This window comes from Streptomyces sp. NPDC052109 (assembly GCF_040680195.1).
GTDB lineage: Bacteria > Actinomycetota > Actinomycetes > Streptomycetales > Streptomycetaceae > Streptomyces.
In genome coordinates this window covers 145,029-156,433 of record NZ_JBFAWF010000012.1, presented here as the reverse complement: position 1 = coordinate 156,433, position 11,405 = coordinate 145,029, and the positions used below count along the sequence as shown (strand labels likewise).

Sequence of the window (11,405 nt, the reverse complement as noted above, 5' to 3'; positions counted from 1 at the left end):
GCGCCGTACGGGGCCTTTCGCATCTGTGCCGGAGGGATCAGCCGCCGAACTCCTGCAGGCCCTTCAGGGCCTGGTCCAGAAGCGCCTGGCGGCCCTCCAGCTCGCGCTCCAGCTTGTCGGCCTTGGAGGTGTTGCCCTGGGCGCGGGCCTGGTCGATCTGCGCCCTCAGCTTGTCCACGGCGGCCTGCAGCTGACCGGTCAGGCCCTCGGCACGCGCGCGTGCCTCCGGGTTCGTCCGGCGCCACTCGGCCTCCTCGGCCTCCTGGATCGCCCGCTCGACCGCGTGCATCCGGCCCTCGACCTTGGGGCGCGCGTCCCGCGGGACGTGGCCGACGGCCTCCCAGCGCTCGTTGATCGAGCGGAAGGCGGCCCGCGCGGACTTCAGATCGCCGATCGGCAGGAGCTTCTCGGCCTCCTCGGCCAGCTCCTCCTTCAGCTTCAGGTTCTCCGACTGCTCCGCGTCCCGCTCGGCGAACACCGAGCTGCGGGCGGCGAAGAACACGTCCTGGGCGCCGCGGAAGCGGTTCCACAGGTCGTCCTCGTGCTCGCGCTGGGCGCGGCCAGCGGCCTTCCACTGCGCCATCAGCTCGCGGTAGTGGGCCGCCGTCGGGCCCCAGTCCGTCGAGTCCGACAGCGCCTCGGCCTCGGCGACCAGCCGCTCCTTGGTCCGGCGGGCCTCCTCGCGCTGCGCGTCCAGCTGCGCGAAGTGCGCCTTGCGCCGCTTGGAGAACGCCGACCGGGCGTGCGAGAACCGATGCCACAGCTCGTCGTCGGACTTGCGGTCCAGACGCGGCAGCCCCTTCCAGGTGTCCACCAGCGCCCGCAGACGCTCACCGGCGGCCCGCCACTGGTCGGACTGCGCCAGCCGCTCCGCCTCGGTGACCAGGTCCTCCTTGGCCTTGCGGGCCTCGTCCGACTGCTTGGCCCGCTGCTGCTTGCGCTCCTCGCGGCGTGCCTCGACCGTCTCCACGAGCTTGTCCAGCCGCGCCCGCAGCGCACCCAGATCGCCCACCGCGTGGTGCGCGTCCACCTGCTCGCGCAGGTGTCCGATCGCGGCCTGGGCGTCCTTCGCCGACAGGTCGGTCGTCTGCACTCGCTTCTCGAGGAGGCCGATCTCGACAACCAGGCCCTCGTACTTGCGCTCGAAGTAGGCCAGCGCCTCCTCAGGGGAGCCGGCCGCCCAGGATCCGACGACCTGCTCGCCGTCGGCCGTACGCACGTACACGGTCCCCGTCTCGTCGACGCGGCCCCACGGGTCGCTGCTCACAGCGCCTCCTCCACATGATGCCTGCGGGGGGCCTCAGCACCCCCGGGCATCGTCCACAGTTTCGTCACGGCCAACATAGGCGACCAGCGGGTTGCCTGTCCGCATCCAGCACGACCGAAATTCCGCAGTTGGCCGCCTCGGGCTTCGGGACGGTGTCAGGACTTCGCCACCGTCGCCTTGTTGATCACCACGGTCGCGTTGGGAGCGGTGTTGCCCGAGGTCGGGTCGGCCGACTGGGCACCGGCGGCGGCGATCTTCTGCAGCACCTTCATGCCCGCGTCCGACACCGTGCCGAACGGTGTGTAGCTGGGCGGCAACGGGCTGTCCTTGTAGACCAGGAAGAACTGGCTGCCGCCGGTGTGCTTCTGACCGGTGTTGGCCATCGCCACCGTGCCCGCCGGGTACGTGTTGCCCTTCAGGCTCTTGTCCTTCAGGTTCTCGTCCGGGAGCGTGTAGCCCGGCCCGCCCATGCCGGTGCCCTGCGGATCGCCGCACTGGAGCACGTAGATGCCGGTCGTGGTCAGGCGGTGGCACTTGGTGTGGTCGAAATAGCCCTGCGCCGCAAGGAAGTTGAACGAGTTCACGGTGTGCGGGGCAGCCGCCGTCTTCAGCGCGACGTCGATGTCACCGCACGTCGTGGCGAGCTTCATCGTGTACTTCGCCGACGTGTCGATGGTCATCGCCGGCTCCTTCTTCCAGCTCAGCTTCTTCGCCGAGCCGGCCGCCGGCTTCGCGCACGGGTCCGGGGCCTTGCTGGGGGGCGTGGCGCTGGGTGTGACGTCGGCGGCGGTGTTGGTCTTCTTGTCGTCGTTCTTCAGCACCCCGGTCGTGTACAACGCGACGCTGCCGATCACGACCACGCCCAGTACCGACGCGATCACGGAGTTGCGTACGCGTGCCTTGCGCCGCGCGCTGGTGCGCCGCTGCTGCTGCCGCAAGAACTTCTCCCGGGCGAGCTGACGCCGCCGCTGCTCCTGGCTGACCACCGGGTTCTCTCCTCATGCGTGTCGTGTGTCGACCGGTACGCGTGCGTCCTCGTGAGCCGACCGTTGCGTGTAGCCCCGTACCGTATATGGGTTAGCTGAGGAAACGGCAGCGCCGGTAGGCTCTGGACCACAGGTTGTAGCCACCCGTATCGACACAACGAAGGACGATCGTGCTCATTGCCGGGTTCCCCGCCGGGGCCTGGGGGACGAACTGTTATCTCGTCGCCCCCGCCGCCGGTGAGGAGTGCGTGATCATCGACCCCGGCCACCAGGCCGCCGAAGGCGTCGAGGAAGCACTGAAGAAGCACCGGCTCAAGCCGGTCGCCGTCGTCCTCACCCACGGCCACATCGACCACGTGGCCTCGGTCGTCCCGGTCTGCGGCGCCCACGACGTACCGGCCTGGATCCACCCCGAGGACCGGTACATGATGAGCGACCCCGAGAAGGCACTCGGCCGGTCCATCGGCATGCCGCTGATGGGCGAGCTGACCGTGGGGGAGCCGGACGACGTCCGGGAGCTGACGAACGGCACCGCCCTGGACCTGGCCGGGCTCGAGTTCTCCGTCGCGCACGCTCCGGGCCATACCAAGGGGTCGGTGACCTTCCGGATGCCCGAGACCGCCGACATCCCGTCGGTGTTCTTCTCCGGGGATCTGCTGTTCGCCGGCTCCATCGGACGCACCGACCTGCCGGGCGGATCCATGGCGGACATGCTCGAGTCGCTGGCCCGCGTGTGCCTGCCGCTCGACGACTCCACCGTGGTGCTGTCCGGCCACGGCCCCCAGACGACCATCGGCCAGGAGCGCGCCACCAACCCCTATCTGCGGCAGGTGGCGGCCGGCCAGGGAGCCGCCGAGGCCCCCCGACGAGGAATGTGACGAGAGAGCCTTTCGTGAGTACCTTCCAGGCCCCCAAGGGCACCTACGACCTCATCCCGCCGGACTCCGCCAAGTACCTCGCCGTCCGCGAGGCGATCGCCGCCCCGCTGCGCAACTCCGGTTACGGCTACATCGAGACCCCGGGCTTCGAGAACGTCGAGCTGTTCGCGCGCGGGGTCGGCGAGTCCACCGACATCGTGACCAAGGAGATGTACGCCTTCGAGACCAAGGGCGGCGACAAGCTCGCCCTGCGCCCCGAGGGAACCGCCTCCGTCCTGCGCGCGGCCCTCGAGGCCAACCTGCACAAGTCGGGCAACCTCCCGGTCAAGCTCTGGTACTCCGGCTCGTACTACCGCTACGAGCGCCCCCAGAAGGGCCGTTACCGCCACTTTTCCCAGGTCGGCGCCGAGGCGATCGGCGCGGAGGACCCGGCGCTGGACGCCGAGCTGATCATCCTGGCCGACCAGGCGTACCGCTCGCTGGGCCTGCGCGATTTCCGCATCCTGCTGAACAGCCTGGGCGACAAGGAGTGCCGGCCGGTGTACCGGATCGCGCTGCAGGACTTCCTGCACGGCCTGGACCTGGACGAGGACACCCGCCGTCGCGTCGACATCAACCCGCTGCGGGTCCTCGACGACAAGCGCGAGTCGGTGCAGAAGCAGCTGACGGGCGCGCCCCTCCTCCGCGACTTCCTCTGCGACGCCTGCAAGGCGTACCACGAGGAGGTCCGCGAGCTGATCAGCGCCGCGGGCGTCTCCTTCGAGGACGACCCCAAGCTGGTGCGCGGCCTGGACTACTACACCCGCACCACCTTCGAGTTCGTGCACGACGGTCTGGGCTCGCAGTCCGCCGTGGGCGGCGGCGGCCGGTACGACGGCCTGTCGGAGATGATCGGCGGCCCCGCGCTGCCGTCCGTCGGCTGGGCGCTCGGCGTCGACCGCACCGTCCTCGCGCTGGAGGCGGAGGGCGTGGAGCTCGACATCCCGTCCACGACGTCGGTGTACGCCGTCCCCCTCGGCGAGGAGGCCCGCCGGGTGCTGTTCGCGAAGGTGACCGAGTTGCGCAAGGTCGGCATCGCGGCTGACTTCTCCTACGGCGGCAAGGGCCTGAAGGGCGCCATGAAGAACGCCAACCGCAGCGGCGCCCGGTACGCGATCGTGGCCGGCGAGCGCGACCTCGCCGACGGCGTCGTCCAGCTCAAGGACATGGAGTCCGGCGAGCAGACGGCGATCGGCATGAACGAGATCGTGGCGGAGATGGAGTCCCGGCTCGGCTGAGCCGGACGACAGGAGGGCCGCCGGGCATTCCCGGCGGCCCTCTCACTGTTCCAGCAACCCGTACCGCATCGCGCTGGTCACGGCCGCCGTCCGGTCGTCCACGCCCAACTTGCCGAAGATCCGCAGCAGATGGGTCTTCACCGTCGACTCGCCGATGAAGAGCCTGCGACCGATCTCCGCGTTGGTGCAGCCCTCGGCCACCAGGCGCAGGACGGCCGTCTCCCGCTCCGACAGCCGGGGGCGTTCCGGTCTGGCGCGGAGCTGGTCCACCAGGCGGGCCGCAACCGACGGGGCCAGCACCGTCTCGCCGCGCGCGGCCGCCCGCACCGCGTCGGCCAGTTCGCGGCGGGGCAGGTCCTTCAGCAGGTAGCCCGCGGCGCCCGCCTCCACGGCCCGCAGGATGTCGCGGTCGGTCTCGTACGTCGTCAGGACGATCACCCGGCACGGCAGCCCGGCCGCCGTCATCCGCACGATCGAGTCCACGCCCGAGCCGCCCGGCATACGCAGGTCCATCAGCACGATGTCCGGGCCCAGTTCGGCCGCCAGGGCCTCCGCCTGCGGTCCGCTGGCCGCGTCGCCGACCACCTCCAGATCCGGTTCGGCGTTCAGCATGGCGCGCAGCCCCTCCCTTACGACGGGGTGGTCGTCGGCCAGGACGATGCGGATCACGGCACCTCACTGACGACGGCGGCGGGCACGGGCAGGCGTACGGTCACCCTCGTACCGTCGCCGGGTGTGCTGTGGACGGACGCCGTGCCGCCCACCTCGGCCGCACGGGCGCGCAACCCCGCCAGACCGTATCCGCTCGACGCGGCCCTCGGGTCGAAGCCGCAGCCGTCGTCGCGGACGCAGAGGGTCAGCGTGTCGTCCGCGTAGCCGAGACACACCTCCACCCGCGTCGTCGAACTCCCGGCGTGCTTACGGGTGTTGGTCAGGGCCTCCTGGCAGGCGCGCAGGGCCACCACCTCCACGCCGGCCGGGAGCGTGCGCACCGGGCCGGTGACGGCGAGGACCGCCTCGTGCCGGGCGGCCAGGCGCTCCAGCGCGTCCGGGAGACTGGCGCCCGCCAGATCGGCGGGTGCGCCGCCGGCCACCAGCGCGCGAGCCTCGGCGAGGTTGCGGCGGGCGGTGTCCTCCATGAGGGCCAGATGGCTGCGGGCCCTGGCGGGGTCGGCGTCGAGTTCCGCGTCCACGGCCTGGACGAGCATGAGCAGGCTGGTGAAGCCCTGGGCGAGGGTGTCGTGGATCTCCCGGGCGAGCCGCTCGCGTTCGGCGAGCGCGCCGTGGGCGGCGGACAGCCGGGAGATCTCGTGCCGGCTGGCGTCCAACTCGGCGATGAGCTCGGCCCGTTCCAGGCTCTGCTCGATGATCCTGATGATCCATCCGCCGACGACCGCCGAGAACACCAGGGTCACCAGCGCGGACAGCGTGTTGACGAGCAGATCCTCGGCGCCCGGCCGCCACAGCAGCGCCCAGCCCGCGACCGGCACCACATTGATCACGGTCACCGCGATCAAGGCACCGCGCATGCGCAGGGTCATGAAGCACTGGGGTATCAGCGCGAAGGCCAGGAGCCGAGTCTCGCCGGCCAGTACCGCGGACGGCACGAACAGGGCCGTCGCCCCGGCCAGGTAGTACCGGGCGCGACGCTCGTCCGGCGGGTCCTCGCCGAGGAGACGGCGCCCCACTGCCACGTACCAGGGCACCAGCGGCACGAGAAGCCCGGCCGCGACGGCCCGGACCCACCACACCGGATGCTCGGCGCCCAGCACCATGGTCTGCGTGGCCACCCAGGCCACCGCGAAGTACACGTCCCAGAGCAGGAAGGAACGGTCCCAGGCGTGGGCTCCGCGGGCCCTGTCGCCCCTCATCCCTCGCGCCGGTTCTTCCACCGGAAGGTCAGCAGGCACAGCGCCAATCCTCCGGCGCACCAGGCGGCCAGCACCAGCGCGATCCGCCCGAACTCCCATGCGTGCGCCTGCTCCAGGACCTTCGCGGAGTCGGGCAGGAACACGGCCCGCAGGCCCTGGGACAGCCACTTCAGCGGGAACAGGGCGCCGATGTCCAGCATCCAGCCGGGGATGGTGCCGATGGCGATGTAGACCCCGGAGATGAACTGGAGGACCAGGAACGGCAGGACGACGACCGAGCCGGCGCTCTTCGCCGACTGGGGCACGGAGCTGACGGCGATGCCGAGCAGCGCGCACCCGGTCAGACCGAGCACGAAGATCCACGCGAAGTCGAACCAGCGCCCGGCGTCCGACGGCAGGTGGACGCCGTAGAACGCCATGCCGGCGGCCAGCAGGATCACGGTCTCCAGGACGGCCGTGAACAGAACCAGCCAGATCTTGCCGAGAAAGTAGGCCGCGGGCGGCATCGGCGTGCCCCTGAGCCGCCGCAGCACCTTCTCGTCCCGCTCCACCGCGATGGAGATGCCGAGCGACTGGAAGCTCGTCGACATGATCCCGGAGGCCATCATCGCGGGAACGTACAACTGGGAGGCGGTGATCCCGGTGTGCCCGACGTCGTCGTGGAAGATCGAGGCGAACAGGAACAGGAACACCACCGGGAAGGAGAAGGTGAACACCACCTGCTCGCGCAGCCGGAAGAACTGCTTGATCTCCAGGCCGCCCCGCAGCAGCCCCAGCGACCAGGCGCCGGGCATGGACCCGGCGGACCCGTGGGCGGTCGCCCGTACGGCGGTCGTGGTCATCGCGGGGCCTCCTGGCCGGTCAGCCGGAGGTAGACGTCCTCCAGCGTGGGGCGGGCCACGGTCAGTCCGGGTATCTCGCCGTCGAAGCGGCGGGTCAGCTCGGCGACGATCCGCGTCGGTGTGGCGGTGTGCTCCGTGCGCGGGGAGTCGTCGGCCGCCGTCCAGGAGACGGTGACCTCACCGCCGTGGCGCCGGCGCAGCTCGTCCGGCGCGCCTTCGGCGACGACCCGGCCCTTCGCGACGACGGCGAGCCGGTCCGCGAGGGTCTCGGCCTCCTCCAGGTAGTGCGTGGTGAGCAGGATCGTCGTGCCCTCGTCGGCGAGCAGCCTGATCAGGTCCCAGAACTGCCGTCGGGCGGCCGGGTCGAAGCCGGTGGTCGGCTCGTCCAGGAGCAGCAGCTCGGGATCGCCGATCACCCCCAGCGCCACGTCGAGGCGGCGCCGCTGGCCTCCGGAGAGCGCCTTGATCCGGCTGTTCTTCCTCGCTTCGAGGCCCACCAGGCCGATGACCTCCTCCGGGTCGCGCGGACGCGGGTAGTAACGGGCGAAGTGCCGCACCGTCTCGCGCACCGTCAACTCCGCGGGCGCCGATTCGTCCTGCCGGACGATTCCCACCCGTGACCTCCACGCGCGCGTGCCCGTCGCCGGGTCAGCGCCGAGGACGGACACCTCGCCCCCGTCCCGTGACCGGTTGCCCTGAAGGATCTCCACCGTGGTGCTCTTGCCGGCTCCGTTGGGTCCGAGCAGGCCGAACACCTCGCCCTGCCGGATGCCGAGATCGAGCCCGTCCACCGCGGTCACGTCCCCGTACCGCTTGCGCAGCCCCCGGACGTCCACCGCGAGTTCGTTCGCGTGTGCTGTCATGTCCTCGAGCATCGGCCGGAACCGAACGGTCCGTGACCACCGTGCGTACGTCCTTATGTCCTTCGAACGGTGGACACACCCGCGCGTGCGGCACAATGAGCCGTGCCCGAAGATGGTCCAACTCTCAAGTGACGGAATCGGCGTGATGAGCAAGACGACAGTCAACGACGTCTCCACGGAGTCGGGTCCCGAGCGTGTCGCCGAGGCCCCGCGCACGGTGGGCGGCAGCCGGGCCTTCGCCATCCTGCTGGTGATCACCGGCGCTGCCGGAGTGCTGGCCGCCTGGGTCATCACGCTCGACAAGTTCAAGATCCTCGAGGCCAAGGTCGCGGGCAAGACCTTCACCCCGGGGTGCAGCGTGAACCCGGTGGTCTCCTGCGGAAGCGTCATGGAGAGCAAGCAGGCGGCGGTCTTCGGCTTCCCGAACCCGATGCTGGGCCTGGTCTGCTACGGCATCGTCGTCTGCGTCGGCATGAGCCTGCTCACGCGCGCCCGCTTCCCGCGCTGGTACTGGCTGACGTTCAACTTCGGCACGCTCTTCGGCGTGTGCTTCGTCACCTGGCTGCAGTTCGAGTCCCTGTACCGGATCAACGCCCTGTGCCTGTGGTGCTCGCTGGCCTGGGTCGCCACGATCACCATGTTCTGGTACGTGACCTCGTTCAACGTCCGCAACGACTTCCTGCCCGCGCCGCGCTGGCTGAAGCGGTTCCTCGCCGAGTTCACCTGGGTCGTCCCGGTCACCCACTGCGGCGTCATCGCCATGCTGATCCTGACCCGGTGGGGCAGCCAGCTCTGGGCCTGACCCGGGCCCGGCCGCGTTGTCAGTGCGGTGATTTAGGGTTTTGGACGTGGAACCCGACCTGTTCACCGCCGCAGCAGAAGAACGCCAGGAGACGGACCCGGCAGCCAGCCCCCTGGCGGTACGGATGCGCCCGCGCACCCTCGACGAGGTCGTGGGCCAGCAGCATCTGCTCAAGCCCGGCTCCCCGCTGCGCCGGCTGGTCGGCGAGGGCTCCGGGGGCCCGGCCGGACCGTCCTCGGTGATCCTCTGGGGCCCGCCCGGCACGGGCAAGACCACCCTCGCGTACGTCGTGTCCAAGGCCACGAACAAGCGGTTCGTGGAGCTGTCCGCGATCACCGCGGGCGTCAAGGAGGTCCGCGCGGTCATCGACGGCGCCCGCCGCGCCACCGGCGGCTACGGCAAGGAGACCGTTCTCTTCCTGGACGAGATCCACCGCTTCAGCAAGGCCCAGCAGGACTCCCTGCTCCCCGCGGTGGAGAACCGCTGGGTGACCCTGATCGCGGCCACGACCGAGAACCCGTACTTCTCGGTGATCTCCCCCCTGCTCTCCCGCTCCCTCCTGCTCACCCTCGAGTCCCTCACCGACGACGACATCCGGGGCCTGCTCAAGCGCGCCCTGACCGACGAGCGCGGTCTGAAGGACGCCGTCTCCCTCCCCGAGGACACCGAGGAGCACCTGCTGCGCATCGCCGGCGGCGACGCCCGCCGCGCCCTGACCGCCCTGGAGGCGGCCGCCGGAGCCGCCCTGGACAAGGGCGATCGCGAGATCAGCCTGGAGACGCTGGAGCAGACGGTGGACCGGGCAGCGGTGAAGTACGACCGCGACGGCGACCAGCACTACGACGTCGCCAGCGCCCTCATCAAGTCCATCAGGGGCTCCGACGTCGACGCGGCCCTGCACTACCTGGCCCGCATGATCGAGGCCGGCGAGGACCCCCGCTTCATCGCCCGCCGCCTGATGATCTCCGCGAGCGAGGACATCGGCCTGGCCGACCCCAACGCCCTGCCCATCGCGGTCGCCGCGGCCCAGGCCGTCGCGATGATCGGCTTCCCCGAGGCCGCGCTCACCCTCAGCCACGCCACCATCGCCCTGGCGCTCGCCCCCAAGTCCAACTCGGCGACCACCGCGATCGGCGCCGCCATGGAGGACGTACGCAAGGGCCTGGCCGGCCCGGTTCCGCCGCATCTGCGCGACGGTCACTACAAGGGAGCCGCCAAGCTCGGTCACGCCCAGGGGTATGTGTATCCGCACGACCTGCCGGAGGGCATCGCCCAGCAGCAGTACGCGCCGGACGCCCTGAAGGACCGCGAGTACTACACCCCGGGGCGGCACGGCACGGAGGCCAGATACGCGGACGCGGTCGAGTGGACCAGGAAACGCCTCGGTCGCAAGCGGTCCTGAGCACGCTGTAGACTGCCCCGAAGTGCTGAGTCCCGTGCAGTCAGAGCGGGACAACCAGCCGGAACCCCACGGCCGCGAGGACGCGGAGTTCCAGGAGCGTCGCGCACCGTCGAACGGTGTCGCGGGCAGCCCACCACCACTCGGAGTCCCGGGACGGTCGGTGGGCCACTCGCGTGCTGCATGTATGTGCCCAGACCAGGGGAGCGGCTGCCCGGCAGGTCCCGTGCGGACCCGGTGGGTTTCCCCGGCTGCGGATGCGACCTCCCTCAACCCTGACGAGCCGAACCTACGAAAGAGATAAGAGACAGTGGCGAACCAGTCCCGCCCCAAGGTCAAGAAGTCGCGTGCCCTCGGCATCGCGCTGACCCCGAAGGCCGTCAAGTACTTCGAGGCCCGCCCCTACCCGCCGGGTGAGCACGGCCGCGGCCGCAAGCAGAACTCGGACTACAAGGTCCGTCTGCTGGAGAAGCAGCGTCTGCGCGCGCAGTACGACATCTCCGAGCGCCAGCTGGTCCGCGCCTACGAGCGCGCGTCCAAGGTTCAGGGCAAGACCGGTGAGGCCCTGATCGTCGAGCTCGAGCGCCGTCTCGACGCCCTGGTCCTGCGTTCGGGCCTCGCCCGCACCATCTACCAGGCCCGTCAGATGGTCGTCCACGGCCACATCCAGGTCAACGGCCAGAAGGTCGACAAGCCGTCCTTCCGTGTCCGTCCGGACGACGTCGTGCAGGTCCGCGACCGCTCCAAGGACAAGACGCTCTTCCAGATCGCCCGCGAGGGTGGCTTCGCCCCCGAGGGTGAGACCCCGCGCTACCTGCAGGTGAACCTCAAGGCCCTGGCGTTCCGCCTGGACCGCGAGCCGAACCGCAAGGAAGTTCCGGTCATCTGCGACGAGCAGCTCGTCGTCGAGTACTACGCCCGCTGACCCCAGCCCCGGCGTAGCCCTCAGCCCGCCGCCTCCTCGCCCTTCGGGGCGAGCGGGGCGGCGGGTTCGCTTTTTCCGGCGCCACCCCGGTGCCGGTGCGCCGAGCCTGCCTCCGTGGGGGACTGCTGCCAGCGCTGCCACCGGGCACCCATGGGTCCTGCGGTCAGCGCGCGACCGTGGCCTGGCCGCCCCGCGGTCAGCGCGCCACGGTGGCTTCACGAGTCCCGCTGCCCGCGACGCCCCCTGCTCCACAAGTCCCGCTGCCCGCGCCGGGCCCGCCTCTCCCGCTCTCGTG

The 11,405-nt window shown here is 70.6% G+C and carries 11 protein-coding genes; 5 read left to right on the top strand and 6 right to left on the bottom strand.

Features of this window, described 5'->3' with window-relative positions; translation table 11 throughout:
• Positions 1-37: 37 nt before the first annotated feature.
• Both AB0L59_RS24240 and AB0L59_RS24235 read right to left on the bottom strand, forming a co-directional pair.
• Positions 38-1,267, bottom strand: a complete 1,230-nt coding sequence (locus AB0L59_RS24240; protein WP_365587180.1) for a DUF349 domain-containing protein — start codon at positions 1,265-1,267, stop codon at positions 38-40.
• 155 nt (positions 1,268-1,422) lie between these two features.
• On the bottom strand, positions 1,423-2,253 hold the full coding sequence (locus AB0L59_RS24235) for a peptidylprolyl isomerase (protein WP_365587178.1): 831 nt from the start codon (positions 2,251-2,253) through the stop codon (positions 1,423-1,425).
• A gap of 170 nt (positions 2,254-2,423) precedes the next feature.
• On the opposite strand from AB0L59_RS24235, the gene AB0L59_RS24230 reads away from it, so the two are divergent.
• Both AB0L59_RS24230 and hisS read left to right on the top strand, forming a co-directional pair.
• A complete protein-coding gene (locus AB0L59_RS24230; RefSeq protein ID WP_365587176.1) occupies positions 2,424-3,131 on the top strand; it encodes an MBL fold metallo-hydrolase in 708 nt (235 codons plus the stop codon).
• A 14-nt stretch (positions 3,132-3,145) separates the two neighbouring features.
• Positions 3,146-4,408 (top strand): histidine--tRNA ligase, encoded by a 1,263-nt coding sequence (hisS, locus tag AB0L59_RS24225; RefSeq protein ID WP_365587173.1) that lies wholly within the window; start codon positions 3,146-3,148, stop codon positions 4,406-4,408.
• Between the two features lie 42 nt (positions 4,409-4,450).
• Here the strand turns inward: hisS and AB0L59_RS24220 are convergent, their stop codons facing one another.
• From AB0L59_RS24220 to AB0L59_RS24205, 4 genes are read right to left on the bottom strand one after another with little or no spacing between them, the layout of a single operon-like run.
• A complete protein-coding gene (locus AB0L59_RS24220) occupies positions 4,451-5,077 on the bottom strand; it encodes a response regulator transcription factor (protein WP_365587171.1) in 627 nt (208 codons plus the stop codon).
• Positions 5,074-6,279 carry a sensor histidine kinase gene (locus AB0L59_RS24215; protein ID WP_365587168.1) on the bottom strand — a complete coding sequence of 402 codons (1,206 nt, stop codon included), beginning with the start codon at positions 6,277-6,279 and terminating at the stop codon, positions 5,074-5,076. The genes AB0L59_RS24220 and AB0L59_RS24215 overlap by 4 nt, the downstream gene beginning before the upstream one ends.
• Positions 6,276-7,121, bottom strand: coding sequence for an ABC transporter permease (locus tag AB0L59_RS24210; RefSeq protein ID WP_365587166.1), 846 nt, complete (start codon positions 7,119-7,121; stop codon positions 6,276-6,278). The genes AB0L59_RS24215 and AB0L59_RS24210 overlap by 4 nt, the downstream gene beginning before the upstream one ends.
• On the bottom strand, positions 7,118-7,984 hold the full coding sequence (locus tag AB0L59_RS24205) for an ABC transporter ATP-binding protein (RefSeq protein WP_365587164.1): 867 nt from the start codon (positions 7,982-7,984) through the stop codon (positions 7,118-7,120). The genes AB0L59_RS24210 and AB0L59_RS24205 overlap by 4 nt, the downstream gene beginning before the upstream one ends.
• Before the next feature lie 145 nt (positions 7,985-8,129).
• On the opposite strand from AB0L59_RS24205, the gene AB0L59_RS24200 reads away from it, so the two are divergent.
• From AB0L59_RS24200 to rpsD, 3 genes are all read left to right on the top strand, one after another.
• Entirely contained in the window at positions 8,130-8,786 is a 657-nt protein-coding gene (locus tag AB0L59_RS24200; protein WP_365587161.1) for a vitamin K epoxide reductase family protein, read from the top strand.
• A gap of 46 nt (positions 8,787-8,832) precedes the next feature.
• The gene (locus tag AB0L59_RS24195) at positions 8,833-10,188 is read left to right on the top strand and encodes a replication-associated recombination protein A (protein ID WP_365587160.1); all 1,356 of its coding nucleotides are present in this window, start codon (positions 8,833-8,835) and stop codon (positions 10,186-10,188) included.
• Positions 10,189-10,495: 307 nt separating this feature from the next.
• Positions 10,496-11,110, top strand: coding sequence for a 30S ribosomal protein S4 (rpsD, locus tag AB0L59_RS24190; RefSeq protein WP_365587159.1), 615 nt, complete (start codon positions 10,496-10,498; stop codon positions 11,108-11,110).
• Positions 11,111-11,405: the final 295 nt, after the last annotated feature.

Excerpts from the sequence above, each read along its gene's own strand:
- AB0L59_RS24215 (WP_365587168.1), bottom strand. The coding sequence starts at position 6,279 with ATGAGGGGCGACAGGGCCCGCGGAGCCCACGCCTGGGACCGTTCCTTC.
- AB0L59_RS24210 (WP_365587166.1), bottom strand. The coding sequence starts at position 7,121 with ATGACCACGACCGCCGTACGGGCGACCGCCCACGGGTCCGCCGGGTCC.
- AB0L59_RS24205 (WP_365587164.1), bottom strand. The coding sequence starts at position 7,984 with ATGACAGCACACGCGAACGAACTCGCGGTGGACGTCCGGGGGCTGCGC.
- AB0L59_RS24200 (WP_365587161.1), top strand. The coding sequence starts at position 8,130 with ATGAGCAAGACGACAGTCAACGACGTCTCCACGGAGTCGGGTCCCGAG.